Origin of the sequence: Pseudonocardia sp. D17, from assembly GCF_036984265.1 — a bacterium.
Lineage (GTDB): Bacteria > Actinomycetota > Actinomycetes > Mycobacteriales > Pseudonocardiaceae > Pseudonocardia > Pseudonocardia benzenivorans.
In genome coordinates this window covers 152,939-176,013 of record NZ_BPRG01000113.1, presented here as the reverse complement: position 1 = coordinate 176,013, position 23,075 = coordinate 152,939, and the positions used below count along the sequence as shown (strand labels likewise).

General features: G+C 74.5%; 17 protein-coding genes and 2 pseudogenes. 10 read left to right on the top strand and 9 right to left on the bottom strand.

Features of this window, described 5'->3' with window-relative positions; translation table 11 throughout:
• Window positions 1–171: 171 nt before the first annotated feature.
• The 4 genes from PSD17_RS18980 to PSD17_RS18965 all read right to left on the bottom strand — a co-directional run bounded on the left by PSD17_RS18980 (window position 172) and on the right by PSD17_RS18965 (window position 4,238).
• Window positions 172–909 (bottom strand): hypothetical protein, encoded by a 738-nt coding sequence (locus tag PSD17_RS18980; RefSeq protein WP_339123891.1) that lies wholly within the window; start codon window positions 907–909, stop codon window positions 172–174.
• 62 nt (window positions 910–971) lie between these two features.
• Window positions 972–1,481 carry a GreA/GreB family elongation factor gene (locus PSD17_RS18975; RefSeq protein WP_013674445.1) on the bottom strand — a complete coding sequence of 170 codons (510 nt, stop codon included), beginning with the start codon at window positions 1,479–1,481 and terminating at the stop codon, window positions 972–974.
• A 516-nt stretch (window positions 1,482–1,997) separates the two neighbouring features.
• Window positions 1,998–2,450: a MarR family winged helix-turn-helix transcriptional regulator gene (locus PSD17_RS18970; RefSeq protein WP_339123889.1), complete on the bottom strand. Its 453-nt coding sequence runs from the start codon at window positions 2,448–2,450 to the stop codon at window positions 1,998–2,000.
• A 99-nt stretch (window positions 2,451–2,549) separates the two neighbouring features.
• A complete protein-coding gene (locus PSD17_RS18965) occupies window positions 2,550–4,238 on the bottom strand; it encodes an ATP-binding SpoIIE family protein phosphatase (RefSeq protein WP_339123887.1) in 1,689 nt (562 codons plus the stop codon).
• Window positions 4,239–4,908: 670 nt separating this feature from the next.
• On the opposite strand from PSD17_RS18965, the gene PSD17_RS18960 reads away from it, so the two are divergent.
• From PSD17_RS18960 to PSD17_RS35385, 7 genes and pseudogenes are all read left to right on the top strand, one after another.
• Window positions 4,909–5,340: an STAS domain-containing protein gene (locus PSD17_RS18960; protein WP_339123886.1), complete on the top strand. Its 432-nt coding sequence runs from the start codon at window positions 4,909–4,911 to the stop codon at window positions 5,338–5,340.
• Between the two features lie 61 nt (window positions 5,341–5,401).
• A complete protein-coding gene (locus tag PSD17_RS18955) occupies window positions 5,402–6,463 on the top strand; it encodes a chemotaxis protein CheB (RefSeq protein ID WP_339123884.1) in 1,062 nt (353 codons plus the stop codon).
• A gap of 56 nt (window positions 6,464–6,519) precedes the next feature.
• A complete protein-coding gene (locus tag PSD17_RS18950) occupies window positions 6,520–8,379 on the top strand; it encodes a CheR family methyltransferase (RefSeq protein ID WP_339123882.1) in 1,860 nt (619 codons plus the stop codon).
• A 36-nt stretch (window positions 8,380–8,415) separates the two neighbouring features.
• Window positions 8,416–8,805 (top strand): hypothetical protein, encoded by a 390-nt coding sequence (locus PSD17_RS18945; RefSeq protein ID WP_013674451.1) that lies wholly within the window; start codon window positions 8,416–8,418, stop codon window positions 8,803–8,805.
• 110 nt (window positions 8,806–8,915) lie between these two features.
• Window positions 8,916–9,641 (top strand): ATP-binding protein, encoded by a 726-nt coding sequence (locus tag PSD17_RS18940; protein WP_013674452.1) that lies wholly within the window; start codon window positions 8,916–8,918, stop codon window positions 9,639–9,641.
• A 146-nt stretch (window positions 9,642–9,787) separates the two neighbouring features.
• Entirely contained in the window at window positions 9,788–10,270 is a 483-nt protein-coding gene (locus PSD17_RS18935; RefSeq protein WP_339123879.1) for a DEAD/DEAH box helicase, read from the top strand.
• 204 nt (window positions 10,271–10,474) lie between these two features.
• Window positions 10,475–10,708 (top strand): annotated as a pseudogene (locus PSD17_RS35385) (helicase-related protein); the annotation flags it as partial.
• Between the two features lie 834 nt (window positions 10,709–11,542).
• Here PSD17_RS35385 and PSD17_RS18930 read toward each other — a convergent pair.
• Window positions 11,543–12,067 carry a hypothetical protein gene (locus PSD17_RS18930; protein WP_199796579.1) on the bottom strand — a complete coding sequence of 175 codons (525 nt, stop codon included), beginning with the start codon at window positions 12,065–12,067 and terminating at the stop codon, window positions 11,543–11,545.
• Window positions 12,068–12,301: 234 nt separating this feature from the next.
• Here PSD17_RS18930 and PSD17_RS18925 point away from each other — a divergent pair, with 234 nt between their 5' ends.
• Window positions 12,302–12,838 (top strand): helix-turn-helix domain-containing protein, encoded by a 537-nt coding sequence (locus PSD17_RS18925; protein WP_013674455.1) that lies wholly within the window; start codon window positions 12,302–12,304, stop codon window positions 12,836–12,838.
• 39 nt (window positions 12,839–12,877) lie between these two features.
• Here PSD17_RS18925 and PSD17_RS18920 read toward each other — a convergent pair whose 3' ends face one another.
• The gene (locus PSD17_RS18920) at window positions 12,878–13,216 is read right to left on the bottom strand and encodes a hypothetical protein (RefSeq protein WP_143770446.1); all 339 of its coding nucleotides are present in this window, start codon (window positions 13,214–13,216) and stop codon (window positions 12,878–12,880) included.
• A 129-nt stretch (window positions 13,217–13,345) separates the two neighbouring features.
• A pseudogene (locus PSD17_RS18915) lies at window positions 13,346–13,396 on the bottom strand (hypothetical protein); the annotation flags it as partial.
• An 818-nt stretch (window positions 13,397–14,214) separates the two neighbouring features.
• On the opposite strand from PSD17_RS18915, the gene PSD17_RS18910 reads away from it, so the two are divergent.
• On the top strand, window positions 14,215–15,249 hold the full coding sequence (locus PSD17_RS18910; protein WP_233899391.1) for a sugar ABC transporter substrate-binding protein: 1,035 nt from the start codon (window positions 14,215–14,217) through the stop codon (window positions 15,247–15,249).
• A 91-nt stretch (window positions 15,250–15,340) separates the two neighbouring features.
• Complete coding sequence (locus tag PSD17_RS18905; protein WP_013674458.1) at window positions 15,341–16,585, top strand: CaiB/BaiF CoA transferase family protein; 1,245 nt, start codon at window positions 15,341–15,343, stop codon at window positions 16,583–16,585.
• Window positions 16,586–16,634: 49 nt separating this feature from the next.
• Here PSD17_RS18905 and PSD17_RS18900 read toward each other — a convergent pair whose 3' ends face one another.
• Both PSD17_RS18900 and PSD17_RS18895 read right to left on the bottom strand, forming a co-directional pair.
• A complete protein-coding gene (locus PSD17_RS18900) occupies window positions 16,635–17,276 on the bottom strand; it encodes an IclR family transcriptional regulator (RefSeq protein WP_013674459.1) in 642 nt (213 codons plus the stop codon).
• Between the two features lie 138 nt (window positions 17,277–17,414).
• Window positions 17,415–22,991, bottom strand: a complete 5,577-nt coding sequence (locus PSD17_RS18895) for a GAF domain-containing protein (protein ID WP_339123874.1) — start codon at window positions 22,989–22,991, stop codon at window positions 17,415–17,417.
• Window positions 22,992–23,075: the final 84 nt, after the last annotated feature.

Genomic DNA, 23,075 nt, shown 5'->3' with positions numbered 1-23,075 from the left:
CGGGCCGGGCGCGGCCCCCGGCGCACCGGTCCGGCACCGGGCCCGCGGGCCCGGTGCCGGCCGGAGGGGCGTCGTCGCTGCGCCTGCCGACGCTCGGCAGCCGGGCGCGGTCGGTGACGTGCGGAGGTCGGGCTCCGGCGGGCCGTGGCCGGGCGAGGCCCGCGGCGCTGCTCAGCGCCGCACCGCGACGCGTGGGGCCGGCGGCCGGACGTCGCTGCTCGTCGCCGTGCCACCGGTGTGCCGGGTCCGCGCGGTGCGGGAGGGAGCCCGCCGGGACCCGGCCCGGCGCCGTCCGACGCCGATTTCCGTGTCGATCTCCGTGCCGGCCTCCGTGCCGATCCCCGTGCCGATTTCGGTGTCCGCCTCGCGGGCGGCGTGGTCGGACCGTTGCCAGGAGCCGTGACGGCACCGTGCCTCCCACGGCATGGTCCTGCGCGGCAGGCCGAGCCGTCGCTGCCAGCGCGGCCGGGAGTCGATCAGCCACACGACCCACCGGCCGTCGCGGTGCCACCGGAGCCCGACGTCGTTCACCAGGTGCCGGTCCGGGCGGCCCGCGACCGACAGCACCGGCCTGCCCACCACGCTGTGCCCCAGCCACTCCGGGGCCGGTTCGAGGTCCAGGTACGGCTCCCGGGTGGACCGCGCGACCTCGCCCAGCCGCACCCGCCGCGGGTGCCAGCTCCGGACCGCCTCCGCCGGGAGCACGTAGAGGTGCCCGCCCGCGTCCACCAGCACCGTCGCCACCGACGGCTGCCCGCGCGACCGCGCCAGGCCGAGATCACGCAGGTGGCCGAGATGCTCGCCGTCGGGTCCGACGACCGAGGCGCCCACGACCGCGCGCCACCACAGCACGGCGGGCCCCGGTTCGTCGCGGGGCCGCCACCACTTCCGCCGGACCGCGCCGGACATGGACACCTACCCTGATGAGATCCCGTTGCCGGGATGGCCGATGAACGGGTCGACCGGCGAGGTCAACCGGCGACCGGGAACGTCTCGGTCCGGTACGGAACCGCTCGCAGGAGCGTGACCTGCATCCTCTCCCCGTTCGGGAGCGAGTACTCGATGCGGTCGCCCTCCTTCTTGCCGAGCACGGCGCTGCCGAGCGGGGAGTCCGGCGAGCACGTCATGAAGTCGTCCGGATACGCGCCCTCCTCGTAGTGCGACAACAGGAAGGTCTCGGACTCCTGGTCCTCCTCGTAGCGGACGGTCAGCAACATCCCGGGTTCGGCGACCCCGTCGTCGGGCGGGTCGTGGCTCACGATCGCCTTCTGCAGCAACTCCTGCAGCTTCCTGATCCGGTTGTCGCGTTCCCGGCGATCGGTCAACCGCTGGTGGTCGCCGGTCGAATCGGCGCTGTCGCCGACGAGATGGTCGCCGGCGCCGCCCTCCGCCCCCTCGGCCCGCTGTCGCAAGAGCTCCGCGAGCTCGTTGCGCAGCCGCTGGTACGCGATCTCGGCCAGCCACACCGCTTCCTCGGTCACGCCTTCGTCCTTTCCGAGTCCTTCTTGTCTTCCTTGCCGTCCTGCGGTGATCGGCCCGGTCGTCGACGAACCGCGCTCGACGCCCCCCGTCCACCCCTGATGCACGACGAACACGGCCCGACGAGAGCCGGGCCGTGTTCGGAAGGGGCCGCGGAGGTGGCGGGAACGCCGTTGCCGGCGCCCGAACACCTGTTCCCCACGACCGCCCGACCCACCTCTATCACAGGTGCGACAGCCACAGCGCCCTTGTCGACGCTTTCGCGAGCACATTGCCGACCTCCGGCAAGCAGAGCGCGCCCCAGGTTGCGCATTTCCGACCTGACGGGCCGCCTGTCTTCCGGGCATCATGCGGCTGGCTCGGCCGAGAGCGCGGACCCGCGGGGTCCGACGCCACTCGGGGCATCCTCCCCAGGACCTCCCAGGAGGCCGTCCTCCCAGGAGGTCGTTCGAGCACACGGGGAGGTCCGCCGGGCCCGCGCCGGGCCCGCGGCGCGGGGGAGGGAGCCGGGGCCGCCGCTACGTCTCGTCGTGCCAGATCGGGACGGAGAGCGCGGTCCGCATGTGCTCGAGCTGTGTGCGGTGCAGGCGGCTGAGCCGCGCGAGCAGCTCCTCCCCGGCTCCGGTCAGCTCGACGCGGACGACGCGGGCGTCGTCGGGATCCGGGACGCGGCGGACGAGGTCCTGCTTCTGCGCCCTGGTGATCAGCTCGGCGGTGCTGTGCGGGCGCAGCTGGAGCCGTTCGGCCAGCTCCCCGACGGTCGCCCAGTCGCGCAGCGGGAAGCCCTTGAGCGCCAGCAGCAATTGGTACTGCTGTGGGCTCAGCCCGTGACCGCGCACGGTGTCCTCGCTGAAGCGCAGGTAACGGCGGATGCCGAAGCGGAACCGGGCGAGCGCCTCGAAGTCCTGCTTGGTCAGCGCCGGGTCCGCCTCGGCCGGATCCGCGGCAGGTGGCGGTCCCTCGGTCGTCACGACCGCATCAGACCACGACGACCCGACTCCTGTCACTTCTATCGTGTTGCGATATTTTTTGTCCGGTTCTTCGACGGTGGTGACCCCGTTCGTCCCGCGCTACGCGTGCAGGTCCATCGCACCGACGGCGAGGTCGGCGACCACCGTCTTGCCGGCGTCGTGGCGCCGGAACGACCACGTCGAGGTCAGGTTCTGCACCATCTGCAGCCCACGGCCGCGGGTGGCCCGTATGTCGAACGGCTGCAGGCGCGGCTCGGCGGAGGAGCCGTCGGTGATCTCGACCCGCAGGTTCCCGGGGGTCAGCGTGGCCGTGAGGCTGAACGGCGTGTGGGCGTGGTCGACCGCGTTGCTCGCCAGCTCGCTCGCGACGAGCAGCGCGTCCTCCGCGGTCTCCTCGTCGACGTGCCATGCGGTGAGGAACGCCCGCATGTCGCGACGCAGCTCGGCACAGGCTTCCGGGACGGGTTCGTAGCGGTGCCGCATGCGCCTCCTCTCCGGGCCGTCACGCTCGGTCCGCGTGCGGCCGGACACGAGATCGGGGTGCCCGGGCCGCGATCCGGGCAAACCGTCGAACCCGGTGCCGGCGGCGGAGGGGGCGGCGCTGAGGAGGGCGACGGCACGGTCGTCGTTGCCGAAGGGCGTGCGCGCGTCGACGGCCTGCAGGAGGGCGTCGAGCACTGCGTCGGACCCGGACCCCCCGGCCGGACCGGTCGTGGCGAGGACGTCACCCATGACGTCGACGAGGCCGTCGACCCACAGCACCTCGCCGTCGTGGTCGCGGGACTCGATGAGCCCGTCGGTGTAGAGCAGCAACGACCACGCCGGCGGCAGTGCCACCTCGACCGGGGCCCAGGTGGTGCCGAGCTGTACACCGAGCGGGACGCCGAGCGCGTGATCGGGCAGCGGCCGCGCAGTCGTGCCCTCGATCAGCAGGGGCGGGGGATGGCCGGCGAGGTGGAGGTCGGCCCGCCGGCGGTCGGCGGACACCGAGACCGTCGCGACGGTGGTGAAGAGGGTGTGGTCGTGGCGCTCGGTGACGAGGACCCGGTCGAGCACGGGCAGGGTGTGCGCCGCGGGGACGCCGGCGAGGATGAGGGTGCGCCAGGCGATCCGCAGGCTGACGCCGATCGCGGCCTCGTCCGGGCCGTGCCCGCTGACGTCGCCGATGATCGCGTGCAGGGTGCCGTCGTCGGTCTCGATGGTGTCGTAGAAGTCCCCGCCCAGTAGCAGCTGCTGGCGTCCGGCGCGGTACCGGGTGGTCACGTCGACCTTGTGGTCCTGCAGCAGGGCCGTGGGCAGCAGCCCGCGCGCGAGCCGGCGGTTCTCCCGCTCGTGGACCCTGGCCTCGTGCAGCTGGCGGGCCAGCCGCTCGGCGTGCCGTCGCTCGACGGCGTACTGGACGGCCCGGGTGAGCAACCGCCCGTCGACCCGGCCCTTGATCAGGTAGTCCTCTGCGCCGGCGGCGACGGCAGCGCGCCCGCGGGTCTCGTCGACGTCACCGGTGAGGACGACGATCGCGGGGTGCCCGTCGACCGCCAGCAGCCGGGTGAGCCCGTCGAGGCCGGCGGCGTCGGGAAGGTGCATGTCGAGCAGGACGCAGTCGACCCCGTCGAGGCCGGCGAGGGCCTCGGCCAGGGTGTGCACGTGGAGCACGTCGTGGATCTCGCCGATGTCCGCGAAGAGCTCGGACACCAGCAGGGCGTCGCCGGCGTCGTCCTCGACGAGCAGGACGCGGACGTGACGGGGGCTCGTCACCGCCGGCACACCGGTGGCCGAGGTCGCGGGCATGTGCAGGCGCTCCTCACGGCTCGGGTGTGCACGAGCGTACTGACGCGGCGGCCCGGTCGCCGGGTCGAGCGGGTGGTTGCCGCGGCGAGGCCGGGGTGGATGACGGGACAGGGTGCGGGACGGCGCAGGACGCGGCAGGTGTGTGGCTGCCGGTGCCGCGGCGGGAATCGTCGCGGCGGTCGGGGTGGCGGTCGGCCGGAAGGTGGCGAACGTTCGGCGCGGCGTCGAGCGCGCAGCGACGACGACCGGCGCGGCAGGGTGAGCTCGCTCCAGTCGGCCGGCCCGTCACCACGGTGGGGCCCGTCGCGAGCAGCGCGGCTCCGACGAGCCGGCGGACCGCCGTCTGCTGGTCGCCCACCGCGTCCAAGAGCGCGACCGACACTCGGGCCCCGATGGGGACGGTGACCAGCAGGGGTGGACCGGATGACCGAGCCACTCACCGTGCAGGGCCGAGTCGACGGGCCCGCGCAGGACCCGGCGGAGCCCGCGTTGCACGGCAGCGGCGCGACCGTCGGGGACCGGGACGGACTCGGCCGACCGCAGTGTGCCTCGACCAAGGGCGAGACCATGGCGGCGACGCACCCGCTCGGCGTCCGTGCGTGCGCAGGGTCCCGCGGCGTGACACCGCTTGCCTGCGCGGCGTTCGCGTGGTTTCGTCCAGGGGTCCGTCGTGGCGGTGCAGGTCACCCGCCGGCACGTCCGGCGGTCCTCGTGCCGATCGAGGGAAGTCGTCATGGAAGAGCAGCCCGAGCGGGTCTCGTCTCCGTCCGAATGGCACGGCGCCGAGGGGGAGGCTCGTGCGGTGTGGCTGCGGCCGGGCGTGGTGTGCGTCTGGCTCACGGGCGAGATCGACCTGCTCAACTGCGACGGAATGGGCCGGTGGCTCGAGAGCCTGCCGGCGGACACGATGCAGCTCGATCTCACCGGCGTTCGCTTCCTCGCGGTGTGCGGTGCGCGTCGGCTCGCCCATCTCGGGGCGGAGCTCCAGGCCCGCTCCGGGACTCTTCGGGTGCTGCCGCCGCCTGAGCCCGTGATCCGGCGGGTGCTGGACGCGACGGGGCCCTTCGAGATCTTCGAGCCGGTCGTCGAATCGTCCGGGTGACGAGAAGGGCGGCGGCCCGGTCCGGCCGCCGTCGACGCGACCGGAAAGGCGGTGCCGCAAGGTGGCAGGGACGTCGCGCGGTGTCGACGCCCCGCCCGGCCGGGCGCGGCAAATCGTCGTCGTCGGAGCCTCGGCGGGGGGTGTGGAGGCCTTGCGCGCCTTCGTGGGTGCGCTGTCGCCGGGGTTGCCCGCCGCGGTGGTCGTCGTGCTCCACATCCCGCCCGACGCCCCGAGCGCGCTCGCCCCGATCCTCGACCGCTCCGGGCCGCTGCGGGCGGTGACCGCGCGGCACGGTGACGTCCTGGTCCCGGGGACGATCTTCGCCGCCCCGGCCGACAACCATGTGCTCGTGGCCGACGGGCACCTGCACCTGTCGCGGGGACCACGCGAGAACGGGCACCGCCCGGCCCTCGACCCGCTCTTCCGGTCGGCGGCGGCGGACTTCGGGGAGGCGGCGATCGGGATCGTCCTGTCGGGCAACCGCGACGACGGCACCGCGGGTGCGTCGGCGCTCGTCGACCGGGGTGCCCCCGTCCTGGTCCAGGACCTGGAGGAAGCGCTCTACGACGGCATGCCGAGCAGCGTGCTGCACCACGTCCGCACGGCCCGGGCGCTGCCGGCGGTGAAGCTGGGAGCGGCGGTCGGCGAGCTGCTGGCGGAGGCCCCGGCCGGCACCCGGTCCGGTGACGACGCGTTGCCCGATGCCGAGACCGTGATCGCCGAGGGCGCGACCGGGGCCACGGGTCCGACGCCCGGGCTGGCGGGGGCGGAGCCGTCGGGCCTGTCGTGCCCGGACTGCGACGGCGTGCTGTTCCGGCTCCCGGGTGCGCCCGCGCCGCGGTTCCGCTGCCGGGTCGGCCACGCCTGGTCGCCCGCCAGCCTCTCCGCGCAGCAGGACGAGGACATCGACCGTGTCCTCTGGTCGGCGCTGCGGGCACTCGCGGAGAAGGCGGAGCTGCACCGCCGCCTCGGCGAGTCGGCCGCGGTCGCCGGCCGTCGCGAGACCGTGACAGAGTACCGGCGGCGCGCCGACCGGGCCGAGGCCGACGACGGCCTCCTGCGCCGGTTGCTGGCCGACGACCAGGCCCGGCACGGCTCCGGGGGCCCGTCGCCGATCGGCTAGGCTGCGCCGGCGCAGCCCCGGACCGGGGCCGCCGGCCGAGCAATCGGGAGTAGGCAGTGTCGCAGCCGGATCCGGGTTTCGAGGCCCTGCTGCAGCATCTGAAGCAGACGCGCGGGTTCGACTTCACCGGGTACAAGCGGAGCAGCCTGGTCCGCCGGGTCGCCCGCCGGATGTCGCAGGTCGGGGTCACCGAGTACGGCGACTACCTCGACCACCTCGAGCTGCACGCCGAGGAGTTCACGGCGCTGTTCAACACCATCCTGATCAACGTCACCGGGTTCTTCCGGGACGCCGACGCGTGGGAGTTCCTGCGGACCGAGGTGCTGCCGGACCTGCTCGCCAGCAAGGGGCCGACCGAGCCGGTCCGGGTGTGGAGCGCGGGCTGTGCGTCGGGCGAGGAGGCCTACACCCTGGCGATCGTCCTGGCCGAGATGCTCGGGCCGGCGGAGTTCCGGGACCGCGTGAAGATCTACGCCACCGACGTCGACGAGGAGGCGTTGTCCTACGCGCGGCACGGCACCTACTCCGAGCGGGAGGTGGGTGGCGTCCCCGACGAGCTGCGCGAGCGCTACTTCGAGCAGGTCGGTGGCCGGTTCACCTTCCGCAAGGACCTCCGCCGCTCGGTGATCTTCGGACGCAACGACCTGGTGCAGGACGCGCCCATCTCGCGCATCGACCTGCTGGTCTGCCGCAACACACTCATGTACTTCAACGCCGAGACCCAGGCACGGATCCTGGCCCGGTTCCACTTCGGACTCGCCGAGCACGGTGTGCTGTTCCTCGGCAAGGCGGAGATGCTGCTCAGCCACGGTTCGCTGTTCCTGCCGGTGGACCTCAAGCGCCACACCTTCCGCAAGACGCCGCGGGTCGCGCCGCAGAACGGGACGCTGTTCGCAGACCCGCCGCCCCTGGTGACGCGGTCCTCGCCCGAGGGCATCGACCTGCTCCGCGACGAGGCGGTGCTCGCGTCGCCGCTGGCGCAGGTCGTCCTCAACGGCGACGGGATCGTCGCCGTGGTCAACCGGCAGGCCGAGGTGCTGTTCGGCATCTCGACGCGCGACGTCGGCCGCCCCTTCCGGGACCTGGAGCTGTCCTACCGGCCGCTGGAGCTGCGCAGGCACATCGAGAAGGCGCTGGACGAGCGGCGGACGGTCCGCGTCACCGACGTCACCTACCACCGTGGGCCGGAGGTCGTGCACCTCGAGGTCCAGGTCAGCCCGTTGGCGAGCGGCGGCGGGAATGAACCGCTGGGCGTCAGCGTCGCGTTCCACGACGTGACCGACTTCCGCCGGCTCCAGGACGAGCTCGAGCAGGCCAACCGCCAGCTCGAGACCGCCTACGAGGAGCTGCAGTCGACGAACGAGGAGCTGGAGACCACCAACGAGGAGCTGCGGTCCACGGTCGAGGAGCTGGAGACCACCAACGAGGAGCTGCAGTCCACGAACGAGGAGCTGGAGACGATGAACGAGGAGCTGCAGTCGACCAACGACGAGCTCCAGACGATCAACGACGAGCTCCAGGACCGCACGAGCGAGCTGGACCGCAGCAACGAGTTCCTCGAGACGATCCTCACCAGCCTGCGGGCGGGGGTCGTCGTCGTCGGCACCGAGCTGGTCGTCCAGGTGTGGAACCACCAGGCGGAGGAGCTGTGGGGGCTGCGCCGCGACGAGGCCGTCGGCGAGCACCTGCTCAACCTCGACATCGGCCTCCCGCTCGACCTGGTGCGGCCGGTCGTGCGCGGCACCCTCGCGGGCGAGGACGGCCCGCAGGAGGTGACCCTCGCCGCCGTCAACCGCCGGCGTCGCACCATCGACGTCCGGGTGGTCGCGAGCCCGCTGCGGGGTGACACGGGTACGGTCGTCGGGGCCATCCTGACGATGGAGGAGGCGTCCAGCGTGGAGGACCTCGTCCGCTGAGCCGGAAGTCCCGCGGACCCGGCCGGGAGGGCGGCGATGGACGACGACGCTGCACTCCTGGCAGCCGTCGAACGACGGCGCGAGCTGATCGCCGTCCGCCTGGAGGAGTTGCGGGCGCGCAGGCGGCTGCTCGCGGCCCGCGGCGCGAGAGGCTCGACGGCGGCCGACGTGGCGGCCGCCGAACGCTCCGCCATGGCGGCGCGCCGGCACGCCGAGGAGGCCAGGAATCGGGCCGAACAACGTCAGGAGCTCTCGAGGCACCGGCACCTCCAGGCTGCGGCGGTGCTGGCGGCCGCGGGCGACCACGAGGCCGCTGCGCGGCACCGGGCGGCGGCCGCCGCCGAGCGTCCGGGTGAGCCGGCCGGGCGGGACGACTACGAACCCCGGCGGGTAGGGATCCCCACGATTCCGAGCTCCGATGAGTAGGAACCTCGACGCGGAGGAACCCGACGCGTAGGAAGGCCCCGGACGGCACGAGCAGGTGCGGGACCGCCGCAGCGGGGGCACCATCCGGTACGACCGAGAGGGGAGGACCGGTGCGAGCCGAGGAACCGACGGTTCGGGTCGAGGACGGTCCCGACGCCCGGATGGTGGTGTGCACCGGGGAGCTCACCGTCGCGGGGGCGAGCTCCCTGCACCGTGTCCTGCGCAAGCACCTTCTCGACCGCGGCCGGCTGCTCGTCGACGTGGCGGCGCTCCGGCCCACCTCGGCGGCGCAGACCACCGTCTTCGCGACGGTGCTGGCGCGCGCGGGCGGATGGCCGCACGCGCGGATGGTGCTGGTCGCCCCGGACGGCCCGGTCGTGCGCGTCATGCGGCTCGCCGGTCACGACCGCGAGGTGCCCCTCGCCGCCGACCGCGCGGCGGCTCTGGTCCGGCTCGACAGCCCGCCGGACCGCGTGCGGCGGACCACCGAGCTGCCGCAGGGGTCGCACGCACCGGGCTTCGTCCGCGAGCTCGTCCGGCTCGCGTGCGACGACTGGGAGCTTCCCGACGAGCTCCGCGACCGGGCCGTCGTGGTCGCGGACGAGCTGACGTCGAACGCGGTCCGGCACACGTCGGGGGCGGGGGAGCTGGTGCTGACCCTCGACGCGCGCGGGCTGCGGGTGGCCGTCCGCGACGGGTCGCCGACGCTGCCCACGCTCCCGGCCGGGCCGGCGCGCGGGCTCGGCGTCGTCGCCGCGCTGAGCGACGCCCAGGGCGTGACCCCGCACCGCGACGGCAAGACGATGTGGGTCCTGCTGCGCCGATCTGCTCGGTGAGCGCCCGGCCCGGCTCGGCCGCGGCCGAGCCGGGCCGGCCTTTGCGACGCAGGGCGTGGACGAGCCGCCGCGCCGCACGGGAACGGCGCCGCCGACAGCGGCGCGGCGCCGGGATTGCGCGGGCGGGCCGGGGGTAGCCCGCGCCGGTGAACACAGCGCGTGAGCGGCTGCAGCGGGTCCGTCTCGACTTCACCGAGCTGCACCCCGACCAGCTCGCCGGCATGGAGCACCTGCTCGCCGGACACGACGTCCTCGCCGTGCTGCCGACCGGGGCGGGCAAGTCCGCGATCTACCAGGTACCGGCAGTCCTGCTCGACGGACCGACGGTCGTCGTGTCACCGCTGGTCGCGCTGCAGCACGACCAGCAGCGCGGACTCGCCGACCGCGATGTCCCGGAGGCGGTCACCGTCAACGCGAGCCAGGCCGCGGCCCGGACGCGGCACGCATGGGAGGCCCTCGCGGACGGGCGGGCCGAATATGTGTTCCTCGCCCCCGCACAGCTGGCGAAGGACGTCGTCGTCGCGCGCCTGCTGGAAGCGGGCGTCGGTCTGTTCGTCGTCGACGAGGCGCACTGCGTGTCGGAGTGGGGCCACGACTTCCGCCCGACTACCTGCGCATCGGTGCGGTGATCGATCGGCTGGGGCATCCGCCGGTGGCCGCGTCGACGGCCACGGCCGCCCTGCCGCTGCGCGCCGACATCGTCGAGCGGCTAGGGCTGCGCGCGCCGCGGGAGGTCGTCGCGAGCGTCGACCGACCGGAGCTGCACCTGGCGGTCCAGGTCCACGCCGACGACGGTCTGCGGCACCGCGAGATCGTCGAGCGGGTGGCGGGAGCTGCCGAAGCCGGGGCTGGTCTACGTCGCCACTCGCAAGGAGGCCGAACGCTACGCCGAGCTGCTCGCGGCCGCGGCTCCGGACGTGCGGGCGGCGCACCACCACGCGGGACTGCGACGGGCGCGCCGCGACGAGGTGCACGACGCCTTCCTCGCGTCCGGGTTGGACGTCGTCGTCGCCACGTCCGGGTCCGGGATGGGCATCGACAAGCCCGACGTGCGGTGCGTGCCGCACGCCGCGACACCCGGCTCGCTCGACGCGTACTTCCAGCAGATCGGGCGCGCCGGACGCGACAGGGAGCCCGCGACGATCGAGCTGCACCACCATCACGAGGACCTGCGCCTGCAGCGGTTCCTCGTCGCCCGCCGGCCGAGGCCGGACGCGCTGCGGGCCGTGCTCGACGCCGTGGCGGACGGCCCGGTCACCGGCGCCGAGCTCGGCGAACGCACGGGGCTGTCCCGGCAGCGGCGCACGACCGCGGTGAACCTGCTGGAACAGGTCGGGGCGTTGCGGCACGAGGACGGACGGATCGTCCGCGCGAACGCCGCCGACCTGCCGGCGAGGGAGGCCGTCCGAGGCTGCGCCGGAGGCGGCGACGGCCGCTCGGGGCGCACGCCGAGCACCCCGGTCCGGCACGCCGAGTGGGGACGGGGTCGTACTCGCGACGGAGGCCGACCGGCCCACCGTGCTGTTCGACGAGCGCGGCTACGCCACGCTCTCCCGCGAGGCGGTGGCGGAGAACGACCTGCTCGAGGTCCGGGAGGGTTGAGTCCGGGAGGGCCGGGTCGGCGTGACCGGGCCGGTGGTCCCGGGTCGGTGGCGGATGGTGGCCGGGGTGGTTCGGCCACCATCCGCCGATGGTTGTCGCGATGTGGTCTGCGTGGCCACTCGGGGGGCGATCGGCCACGCCGGTGGTGGAGGGTGGCGCTCACCTCCTCTCGGCGCGGGTGGATCGGTCGGGTCGTCGACCGTTCGGCGCCGTCACGGGGCATGCCGTCCGGTCGGTGCGGGGAAACGTCACCAGGCGTCGGTGCCGCGGCGCCGCGGTGCCGCGGTGCTGTCAGCCGTTCAGTGGGCACCCGCGGCGGCGCGGACCGCGCCGCTCCCCGGCGCCTCCCGCCGCGACGGCGTCTCCTGCCGGGGGTCCGCCGGATCGCGCTCGTCGGCGCCGGTCGAGGCGTCCCGCGCATCCGCGGGAACGGCGGCGCGGAAGGAGCTGAAGAGGAAGCGGACCGGCGCCGCACCGGCATCGCGGCCGGGATCGCGGTCCGCGCGCGAACCGGCGGGGGCGTCGACCCGGGTCGTCACGACTCCCGCCGTGTCGAGGGGGTCGAGCTGGGCGAGGAGGCGCGCGAGGTCGAGTGGCGCCTCGCGCGGCTCGACGGGGGACTGGGCGAGGGTCCGGTGCAGCGATCCGGTTCGCCAGCCGTGCCGGTCGCCGGCGCCCGCGGGGGTGGGGACGACGACGTCGACCAACCACCGTGGCGTGCCGCCGGACACCGCAGGCGTCGGCCGGACGACGATCTCGCTGATCCGGTCCGCGCGGACGAGGCCGCCGTCGCACATCTGCAGCCACACGTGCTCGAGGCTCATGAGAACTCCTGCTCGGTTCCCCGGTCCGGGGTCATTGCCCGTGCCGATGCTCAAGTCACCTTGCCGAATATCTGTAGTCTAGAGAAGAGGTTCTCCGTCTGCAAGAGCGGAATTCCAGCGATCACCTGGGTGGACACCCGACGGGGCATGTACCGAGACTCTGTTGTCGAGAGTGGAGGTTCCTGTATTCGTCGGCTGCAGGGTGTCCGGTAGGCTCGGGTCGAAGGAGGTGACATGAACGGACTCGACCGGCTCGACGACGAGGACTACCCGTCGGTGTCGATGGGGCAGGCAGCGGAGCTGCTCGGCGTGCAGCCCGCCTTCCTGCGCAGCCTCGACACCGCGGGTGTGCTGCACCCGCACCGTACGGCCGGAGGGCATCGTCGGTACTCTCGGCGCCAGCTCGCCCAGGCGGTCCGGCTGCGGGCGCTCCTCGATGCCGGGCACAGTCTCGTCTCCGCCCAGACGATCGTCGACCTGGAGAAGCGGGTCGCGGCGAGCGACGACGCACGCCGCCGCGCGGACGACGCGCGCGACGAGGCCCGCCGCGATCGCGACCACGCCGAGGCCGCGCGGGAACGGGCGACCGACGAGCAGCGCCGGGCGATCCGCGACCGCGACGACGCCCGTACCGACCTGCGGAAGCGCACCGACCAGCTCCGTCAGGCCCAGCGCGAGCTCGACGAGGCCCGTCACGAGATCTCGGCGCTGACCGACCGGTTGGACCGCGCCCACGCGTCCGCGGTGGAGGAGAGTGCCACGTCCGGCTGACCGCGGCCGCGCTGAGCCGGACGTGGCAGTCGGCGGCGGTCAGCGGCCGGTGGTCTCCTTGACGGTCCCGCCGGCGTCCTGGGCGCGCGTCCGGACGTCCTGCGCGGCCGACCGGCCCTCCTCCTGCACGGTCGAGGCGGCGTCCTGGGCGGTCTGCTGGACCGACTGCGCCGACTGCTGCGCCGGTTCGCGGAGGTTCTCGACGAGCTCCTTCGTCTTCTCCTGCGCCTGCCCGCCGAGGGGCTGCCCGGCCTCGACGGGCTTGTCCTTGACCTGCTCGGCGAGATCCTGTTCCTGCCGCGTGGCGGGCAGCAGCGACGACACGAGCGGGATCGTCGTTCGAGGTGGTGGGCTGCGGGTGGTCGTAGGGGGCGTCAAGGGGGTCCTCCTCACCGGCTCCTCAGGGCGTCGGGAACCTGCTCGAGCGTGTCGACGGTCCGTTCGGGGGTCGGGGGTCGGGTTGGTACGGCGCAGGTTCGATCGGCCGATCGCGTAACCGACGGCGGCGATCACGGCCCACACGCCGGCGACGATCAGGCCGGCCCAGCTGCCGTCCATCACGTTCGTGAGGCTCGCCCACAGCGCGACGGACAGGTACGGGCCGGACCGGGCTGCGAGTAGGTCGGCGCGTAGGGATCTGTGGGTGTGGGCGGGACACCGGCCGCGGGCGTGCCCGGGGTGGGCGTCACCGGGCGCGGGGGCACACCCGGCCATGTCGCGCCCGGAGATGCGACCTCGGCCCCCTCGGACCGGGCGGTGTCCGCGGCCTGCGTGTCCACTCACCCGCAGCGGCGTCGACTGGCTGCCGCGCGCCCGCGCAGCGCGAACACCCCGCCACCCGGCCTGCCGACGTTGCCCAGGCCGGGCGGGGCCACTGGCCCGCGCCGACGGCTGACGCACCCGGCGACGCGCCCGCGACCACACGACCCGGCGCCGAGCCGCCCGACGGGGTGGACCGCGACGGCGCGGCCGCCCGCGACGCGGCCGCCCGCGACGGGCCGCCCTCCACGAGGCCGCCCTCGACGGGGCCGCCCTCGACGTGGACGTGCGCCGGGTCGTGCTGCCGGCCGGCGTCGGGGAGGATCGGTTGCCGAATCGCAATGCCCCGTCGCTTGTCCTCGATCGCCGGGAGCCGTTAACGTCCGATATGCGGTGAAGTTTTGTCCGAATAGTGGATAGGCGGTGCTCTTCGCCGCCCTCGACGGCCGCGCCGGAGGACTCCCATGGGGATCGTTCGTCCTGTCAGTACACGGGTGGTACGCCGCGGAGCGGTCGCGGTGGCGGCGCTCGCGCTCGCTCTCACGGCGTGCAGCACCGGTGGTGGAGGCAGTGCAGGTGGCACCGGCTCCGGGGCCGCCAACACGGTCCCGCCCGCGGTGACCGAGAACGTCGCCAAGTACAAGGCCCTGCCCACGTTCACTCCGCCTGGCCCGCCGATCGACCCCACCACGTTGCGCGGCAAGCGGATGTACCTCATCCCGCTGGTGCCGAACCCGTTCAACCAGAGCATCCAGGAGACGATGCAGGCGATCGCCCAGAAGATCGGGATGGAGTTCACGATCTATCCCAACCAGGGCAAGCCGTCGGAATGGGTGCAGGGTATGAACGCGGCTCTGACCGCGAAGCCCGACATCATCGTGCTCAGCACCGCGCCGGACCCGCGCACGCTGCAGCCCCAGCTCGCCGCGGCCAAGGCCGCCGGAATCCCGGTCCTGGTCACGCACTTCTACGACGACTCCTCACCCGTCCCCCCGGCGTGTGAGGGTTGCGCCGCCGGCGTGACCGCGCTGGTCACCGCCCCGTTCAACGTCGCGGGCAAGGCGGCCGCGGACTGGATCATCGCCGACTCCAAGGCCAACGCCAACGTCCTGCTCATCGGCGGCGCCGACGTGCTCCCGAGCCCGGCGACACTCGACACCATCAGCAAGGAGTTCGCCGCGGAGTGCCCGGCCTGCAAGGTGACGGTCAAGAACATCCCGGTGTCGGACTGGAACACCAAGACCCAGAGCGAGATCCAGTCCGCGCTGACCGCCGACCCCTCGATCAACTACGTCTACCCGCTCTACGACGCGATGGTCGCCGGCGCGGTGCCCGCGATCCAGACCCTCGGCCGGGCCGGCCAGGTCAAGGTCGTCAGCTACAACGGCTCGCCGTACGCCCTCAAGCTCATCCAGGAGGGCGACATCGTGGCGATGAACGTCGGGGAGGACACCGTCGGCATCGGCTACGCGTCCATGGACCAGGCCTTCCGGATCCTGCTCGGGCAGCCGACGGTCGACGAGCGCACCCCGATCCGCATCTGGGACAAGACGAACGTGAACGAGGCCGGCGTCCCGCCGGAGGTCGGCAAGGGCTACGGCGGCGCGCTGCCGGCCGGGTTCCTGAAGTTGTGGGGCCTGCCGGCGTCGTGACGACGGGTTCGGCCGCTCGCCGCGGGCACGTGGCCCACACCTGCACGTGGCGAGCGGAGCCCCGGCCCGTCCCGACCGGCCGGTTCCGACGGTGACGCCGGAGGAGCCGCCCGGGGACGCACCGGACGGGCACCGGCCGCCGCTGGCCGGCGTGCGCGTGATCGAACTGGGCAACTTCGTCGCCGCGCCGTCGGCCGCGCGCCTGCTGGGCGAGTTCGGTGCGGAGATCATCAAGATCGAACAGCCCGGCGTCGGGGACGAGGTCCGGCGCTGGCGGCTGGGCCGAGGCGAGACGTCGATGATGTGGCGGACCCTGGCACGCAACAAGAAGTCGGTGACACTCGACCTGCGTCGGCCCGAAGGTCAGGACCTGGTGCGCCGGCTCGCCGCGACCGCCGACGTCGTGCTGGAGAACTACCGCCCCGGGACGCTCGAGAAGTGGGGGATCGCCCCGGACGTGCTGCGCCGCGACAACCCGTCGCTCGTCGTCGTGCGCATCTCGGGCTACGGCCAGACCGGGCCCTACCGCGACCGCCCGGGGTTCGGCGGGGTCGCCGAAGCGCTGGGCGGCCTGCGTCACCTCACCGGGCACCCGGACCGCCCGCCGACCCGTGTCGGAGTCAGCCTGGGTGACCAGCTCGCCGGCCTGCACGCCGTGATCGGCGCCCTGCTGGGGCTGCGGGCGCGTGAGCGCCGGCCGGCCGAGGAGGGCGAGACCGTCGACGTCGCGCTGTACGAGGCCGTGTACTCGATCATGGAGGGGCTCGTCCCCGAGTACTCCGCGTACGGGCTGGTCCGGGAGCGCTCCGGCAACGCGATCCCGGGCGTCGCACCGTCGAACACCTACCCGTGCCGCGACGGCGACTGGGTGGTCATCGGCGCCAACTCCGACACCCTGTTCCGGCGGCTCATGATCGCGATCGGCCGCGACGACCTCGCCACCGACGCGCGGTTGCGCGGGAACGCCGGCCGGGCCGCCCACGCCACCATGCTCGACGACGCGATCGCCGCGTTCACCGTGACCCGGCGGCTCGACGAGATGAGCGCGATCCTCGACGCGGCTCAGGTCCCGGGCGGGCCGATCTACTCGGCTGCCGACATCGTCGCCGACCCCCACTTCCGGGCCCGCGACATGCTGGTCCCGCTCGACGTCGTCGTCGAGGACGAGGTCGAGACCGTGCCGTTCCCGGGGGTCGTGCCCAAGCTGGCCCGCCGGCCGGGGGCCATCCGCTGGCTCGGGCCCGAGCTCGGCGAGCACACCGACGAGGTCCTCGTCGAGCTGCTCGGCCTGGCCCCGGAGGAGATCGCCCAGCTGCGCGGCGACGGGGTCGTCTGACCGCACTCACGGGCGCTCCGAGGGGCGGGCGCCCGCCGGCCGGCCGGGGTCAGTCCGACGCCGTGGCCGCGGCGATCTCGATCTCCTTCGCGGCGGCCATCACCGCCTCGGCGTAGCGGGAACCCGGGTCGGTGCCCAGCCGCTCCACCGGGCCGGAGAGGCACACCGCCGCGACGAGCTGACGGCCGCTGTAGACCGGGGCGCTGACCGACGCGATCCCCGCCACGCGCTCCCCGACGCTCTGCACCCACCCGGCCCGCAGGGCGTCCTCGTCACCGAGCAGCAGCCGGCCCGCCGATCCCTTGTGGACGGTGAGCAGCGCGCCGACGGGCACCATGGTGCGCAGCTCCTCCGACGACTCGATCGAGACCACGACGAGCCGGTGCGGGCCCCGGCGGACGAACAGCTGTGTGCTCTCGCCCGTGTCGGCGGAGAGCCGGCCCAGGACGGGCGTCGCGATCTGGGACAGGCTCGCGGTGGCGAACCGGCTGCCGGTGACGAGCAGCCCGCGCTCGTCGCGGGACACGAACCCGTGCGTCTCCAGGGCCGCGACGAGCCGGTGTGTGGTGGTCCGCGGGAACTCGACGGACTCGGCGAGCTCCTGGAATCCCAGCGGCTGGCGGCGCTCGACCTGGTTGAGCAGGTGCATCGCCTTGTCGAGCACCCCGACGCCGCTGACCAGGTAATCCACGACTCGAGTCTAGTGCTGCGCGCCGGTCCGGACCTGCCGTCGTCGACCGGTGCCCCGCCCTGTGCACCCTCGCGGGCGTCGGGGCCGGGCGCCGCCCTCGCGGTGGGTCGAACCTCCGACGGTCGCTCCCGAGCGGGGTCAGCGGTCGCCGGTCAGGACCGCGGAGCCGTCCAGGCCGGTGAGGGCGAGGGCCCGCGCGACCGGACCGGTCGCCGCCCGTTCCACCCGCAGCCGGCCGCCGCGGGCGCGGACCTCGCCGATCAGGTCGACGAGCATGCCGATGCCCGCGCTGGGCAGGTAGGTGACGCCGGTGAGGTCGAGGACCGTCGTCGACCCGGGCGGCGCCGCGGCGAGCTCGGCCCGCAGCGGACCGCGGACCGCGGCCATCCCGTCGAGGTCGAGGTCGCCGCGCAGGAGCAGGTGCAACGCGGAGTCGTCCCGCCGGGCCTCCAGGGTGGCGAGCGCCGCCGGGCCCCGGACCGCGGCCGGGGCGGCGGGCGCAGGTGCCCCGATCTCGGCCCGCACCGGCGCCAGCCGGAAGGCGACCGTCGTCCCGTCGTCGCCCCGGGTGATCTCGCAGCCCTCGGCGAGGGTCCGGATCAGGCCGATCCCGCGGCCGCGGAAGCCCTTGTCGGCAGGCTCCGGCCGCCACCGCCCGTGGTCGCGCACCGTCACCTCGATGCCGCCCTCGCGGTCCAGCTCGACCCGGATCGCGAAGGTCCCCGGCGCGCTGTCGCGGTAGGCGTGGTCGACCGAGTTGGCGGCGGCCTCACCGAGGGCGAGCTGGAGGTCCTGCTCCAACTCGTGGCACACCGCCGACTCGGTCGCCCAGGTGCGCACGTCGGCGCGCATCCGGCGCAGGATGCGAGGCTCCGCCGGGTACTCGTGGCGCAGCGGCGGCGGGAGCAACCGCACGGCGACGAGCGCGATGTCGTCGGCGGGTCCGTGCTGTCCGACGACGTCGGAGAGCAGGTGGTCCAGCAGCTCCTCGGGGTCCTTGTCCGCGTGCTCGGCCGCCGTGGCCGCGAGCAGGGCGAGCCCCTCGTCGATGACCTCGCCGCGGCGCTCGACCAACCCGTCGGTGTAGAGCAGCAGGGTCGTGCCGGGGCGGACGGTCGTCGTCCCCTCGGCGAAGGGCGGCCTGCCGGACAGGCCGAGGACCGAGCCGAGGGTCTCGTCGAGGTAGTGGGCGCCGTCGCTGTCGATGAGCAGCGGCGGAAGGTGACCCGCGCGGGCCCAGCGCAGCACCCCGCTCGTGCGGTCGAGCAGCAGGCACGCGGCCGTCGAGGCGAGCGCTCCGGGGATCCACGACACGTGCGCGTCGAGCGCCTCCAGGGCCGCGGCGGGACCGAGGCCCTGGCGCAGCGCGCCGGACAGGGCGACCCGCAGCTGCCCCATCACCGCCGCGGCGGCGGGTCCCTGGCCGACGACGTCGCCGACGGACAGCGCGATCCGGTTCTCCTCGACGGCGAAGACGTCGTACCAGTCACCGCCGGCCTGCTGGCGCGCGGCGCCCGGGCGGTACCGCGTGGCGCTGCGGAGTCCGGGCACGAACGGCGGGTCCGCCGGCAGGAGGCTGCGCTGGAGCACCGCGGCGATCTCGTGCTCCGCCTCGTGCAGCCGGGCCCGGTCGAGTGCCTGCGCGCACTGCGCGGCCACGGTCAGCAGCGCGGCACGTGCCTCGTCGGACAGCTCCGGGCTCTGCCCGGGGAAGCGCATGCCGAGCACGCCGATGGGCGCGCCCGCGAGGACGAGCGGCACCGCGACCTGCTCGGGCAGCCGCCCGTCGTCGGCGGTGGAACCGGTGTCCGGGTCGACCGCGGTCCACACCGGCCGTCCGGAGCGGGCGGCCCGGGCGAGGGGACGCGCGCCGTCGGCGGCCAGCAGTCGCACGGACGTGGGCGGGTCGGCGGCGAGGACGTCGAGCTGGTCGCCGCGCCGGATCGCGACGACGGCCGCCTCGGCGCCGAGGTCGGCGGCGTGTCGGAGGATGACCTCGGCGACCTGGGCGGGGCGCGCCGAGCGGGACAGCGCCGACACGACCCGGCTGAAGTTCTCCGCGGCGAGCCGGGCACCGCTCTCGGCGGCGAGCAGCTCGGCCCGCTGCAGCGCCTGCCCGGTCTGCTCGGCGAGCGAGACGATCGCGGTCCGCTCGGTCGCGGACAGTCGTCGCGGTCGGGTGAAGCCGAGCGCGACGACGCCGACCCGGCCGCCCGCCCCGGGCAGCGGGACCGCGGCCATGGCGGGGTAGCCGTAGTCGTTCCGGACCAGGTCGGCCAGGTGCGGGTAGCCGGTCTCCCAGTCCTCGTCGGCGAGCACCCACACCGGGGACCCGTGGCGGACCGCATCGGTGATCGGGGCCGGCCGGTCGTCGGCGACCGAGGCCCGGTCCCGCGCGACGGCGGCGGGCCACCCGACCGAGTGCAGCACCTCCAGCGCGCCCGAGGCGCGCACCTCCCACACCGCGACCGACGCGGTCCCGACGAGCCGGGAGAAGTGCACCGCCGCGGTCTGCGCGACCTGCGTCGGGGTCGCCGCCGCCGACAGCGCGGCCGTCGCGCTCTGCAGCAGCGCCAGCCGGTGGCTGGTGTTCTGCTCGCTCTCGAAGAGCTGGGCGTTGTCGATCGCCGCGGCCGCGCGCCTGCCGACCTCCGCGAGCAGGCCCAGGTCCAGCGCGTCGGGGGAGGCAGGCGGCCCCGTCCGGGCGACGCCGAGCAGCCCGCTCACCCGGCCCCGCGCGGCCAGCGGGACGAGCGAGACGTCGCCCTGGCCCAGTGCGTGGCGCAGCTCCCGCTGCTCCGGGTCGGTCGACGCGTCGTGGATGAACGTCTCGTCGGCCGTCGCGGTGGCGGCCCGGCCGCTCGCGAGCGCCTCGGCGATCCACGGCGACGACACGTGGAGCCGCGCCAGCGCCGCCTCGTGCTCCGGGTCGCGCGCCGCGAGCGCCGCCACCCGGAGCTCGCCGTCGTCGTCCACGACGAGCAGCCGGACCTGGTCGGCGACGCCCTCCTCGACGAGGGTCCGGACGAGGACCCGGCGGCGGGCGTCGACGGAGTGCTCCCGGTCGAGCGCGGCGGACAGCACGCCGAGGACCCGCTGGCGTTCCTGCTCGCGGTAGCGGTCGTCGATGTCGAGGCAGCCGCCGACGTAGCCGCCGCCCTCGTGCGCCGGCTGCAGCGGGGCGCCCCGGTCGAGTACCCAGCGGTAGCGCCCGTCGGCCCTGCGCAGGCGGTACTCCGCCTCGAACACGCCGCCGGCCGCGGCCCGGCGCTCGTCGTAGCCCGCGAGGTCGTCGGGGTGGATGCGGGCGCGCCAGCCGGTGCCGAGGTCGCCGTCGCCGGCGCCGGTGTACTCGCGCCACGCCTTGTTGACGAAGTGCCTGCCCCCGTCGGCGTCGTCGGCCCAGATCAGCGCCGGGGTGGCGTCGGCGAGGGCGCGGAACCGCCGCTCGGCGTCGGCGCGGGCCCGGCCGAGCCGCAGATGGCCGTCGACACGGGCCAGCAGCTCCCGGGCGGCGAAGGGCTTGGTGAGGTAGTCGTCGGCGCCGAACGCGAGGCCCTGCACCGCCGCTTCCTGCCCCGCGCGCGCGGAGAGCAGGATCATGGGGACGCGCGAGGTGCGGGGATCGGCGCGCAGGGCGCCGAGCAGGGCGATCCCGTCGAGCTCGGGCATCATCACGTCGGAGACGACCAGGTCCGGCGGGCGGGCGAGCGCGGCGTCGAGCGCGGCCCGCCCGTCCGCGACGACCTCGACGTCGTAGCGCGGGGCGAGCAGCCGGTGCAGGTAGTCGCGCATGTCGGCGTTGTCGTCGGCGACGAGCACCCGGCCGCCCGCGACGGCCGCGGGCCCGTCGGTGGTCCCGGCCGCGTCGCCCGGCAGCCAGCGCAGGGCCTCGGCCACGAAGGGCTCGACCGCCGACGGTGTCGGCGCGGGCTCCTCCGGCGCCGCCGCGACCCGGTCGGCGGGCAGGTGCGTCGTGCCGAGCGGGATGGTGACCGTGAAGGTGGTGCCGCGGTCGGGTTCGCTCTGCGCGTCGACGGTCCCGCCGTGCAACGCGGCCAGCTCGCGCACCATCGCGAGCCCGATGCCGCTGCCCTCGGCGGACCGGGACCGGGTCCCGGTGATCCGGTGGAACCGCTCGAACAGCCGCGGCATCTGGTCGGCGGGGACACCGACCCCCGTGTCGGCGACGGTCAGCACGGCGGCGTCGCCGTCCTGCCGCAGCCGCACGGTGACCGACCCCTCGAAGGTGAACTTGAGCGCGTTGGACAGCAGGTTGAGGACGACCTTCTCCCAACTGTCCCGGTCGACGTGGACGGGTCGGGCCAGCGGCGGGCAGTCGATCACGAGCTGGAGGCCCGCGTGCTCGACGGCCGACCGGAACGCCCCGGCCAGCTCCGCGGTGAACACCGCGAGGTCCAGCGGCTCGAACCGCGCGTCGATCCGGCCGGCCTGCAGCCGCGAGTAGTCCAGCAGGCTGTTCACCAGCTTGCCCAGCCGCAGCCCGTTGCGGTGGATCACGTCGAGCTCGGTGCGCAGCCGCTCCGGGGTGACATCGTCGGCCGACCGCAGCTCGTCGAGCGGGCCCATGATCAACGTGAGGGGCGTGCGGAACTCGTGGCTGACGTTGGAGAAGAAGTCGGTCTTGGCCCGGTCGAGCTCGGCGAGCGCCGCGGCGCGGTCCCGCTCGGTCTCGTACGCGCGGGCGTTGAGCAGCCCGGAGGCGATCTGCGCGACGAGCAGCTCGACGAAGCCGCGGAACCCCTCGTCGTAGCGGCGGAAGGGGTTGAGGCCCACCACCATGAACCCGGCGACCGCGTCCTCGGAGCCGAGTGGCGCCACCACCGCTTCGGTCGGCGGGCGGTCCCACTCCCCGTGGGGCAGCGTCGCGAACCGGGAGGCGAGGTCGTCGACGAGGACCGCGCGCCCCTCGCGGGCCTGCGCCGTCGGCCACGGCCCGTCCGGCCCGATCCGCGCCGGCGCCGCGGGACAGCCGGGGTCGATCCCCGCGGCGCACGCCAGCCGCGCCTCGTCGCCGTCGTCGAACAGGTAGACCAGGGAGAAGGGCAGGTCGCGGGTGCTCGCGGCGAGGAGCTCGCGCACCGCGTCGAGCACCGCCCGCTCGGTGCGCGCGGCGGCGACGGCCCCGGCGAGGGCACGCAGCGTCGACATCCGGCGTTCGCCGAGGACCCGGTGGGTGGTCTCGGTGACGACGCAGAGGAAACCGGGGACGGCGCCGGCGTCGTCGGTCAGCGGGCTGTAGGAGAAGGTGTGGTAGGTCTCCTCGGGGTACCCGGACCGTTCGAGGACGAGCAGCAGGTCCTCGTCCCAGGTCGCCTCGCCGGTCCGCAGCACCGACTCGATCCGCGGGCCGATGTCCTCCCAGATCTCCGCCCACACCTCGCGGGCGGGCCGCCCGAGTGCCCACGGGTGCTTGGCCCGCAAGGTGTCGCGCTGGTAGGCGTCGTTGTAGAAGAACGCCAGGTCGGGTCCCCAGCCCATCCACATGGAGAACCGGGAGCCCAGCAGGATCCGCACGACGTTGCGCAGCGCGGACGGCCAGGTCCCGGGCGGCCCGACCGACGTCGACGCCCAGTCCCAGCGGGCCATGATCCGGCCGAGCTCACCGCCGCGGCCGAAGACGGACAGGTCGCTGCCCCGGGGGGACGTCGGGCCGGGGGCCTGCGGGGACACGCTGTCGTCGGGCGGGGGCACACGACCTCCGTTCCGAACTCGCTCGTCCCGGATGCGCAGCGTAGTACGCGGTGGCCGGGTCGGCCCGTCGACAGCGGCCCGGCT

Bases quoted from the DNA above. Each gene is read 5' to 3' on its own strand.
- PSD17_RS18925 (WP_013674455.1), top strand. From the start codon at position 12,302: ATGAACGGACTCGACCGGCTCGACGACGAGGACTACCCGTCGGTGTCG.
- PSD17_RS18980 (WP_339123891.1), bottom strand. From the start codon at position 909: ATGTCCGGCGCGGTCCGGCGGAAGTGGTGGCGGCCCCGCGACGAACCG.
- PSD17_RS18945 (WP_013674451.1), top strand. From the start codon at position 8,416: ATGGACGACGACGCTGCACTCCTGGCAGCCGTCGAACGACGGCGCGAG.
- PSD17_RS18965 (WP_339123887.1), bottom strand. From the start codon at position 4,238: ATGCCCGCGACCTCGGCCACCGGTGTGCCGGCGGTGACGAGCCCCCGT.
- PSD17_RS18930 (WP_199796579.1), bottom strand. From the start codon at position 12,067: ATGAGCCTCGAGCACGTGTGGCTGCAGATGTGCGACGGCGGCCTCGTC.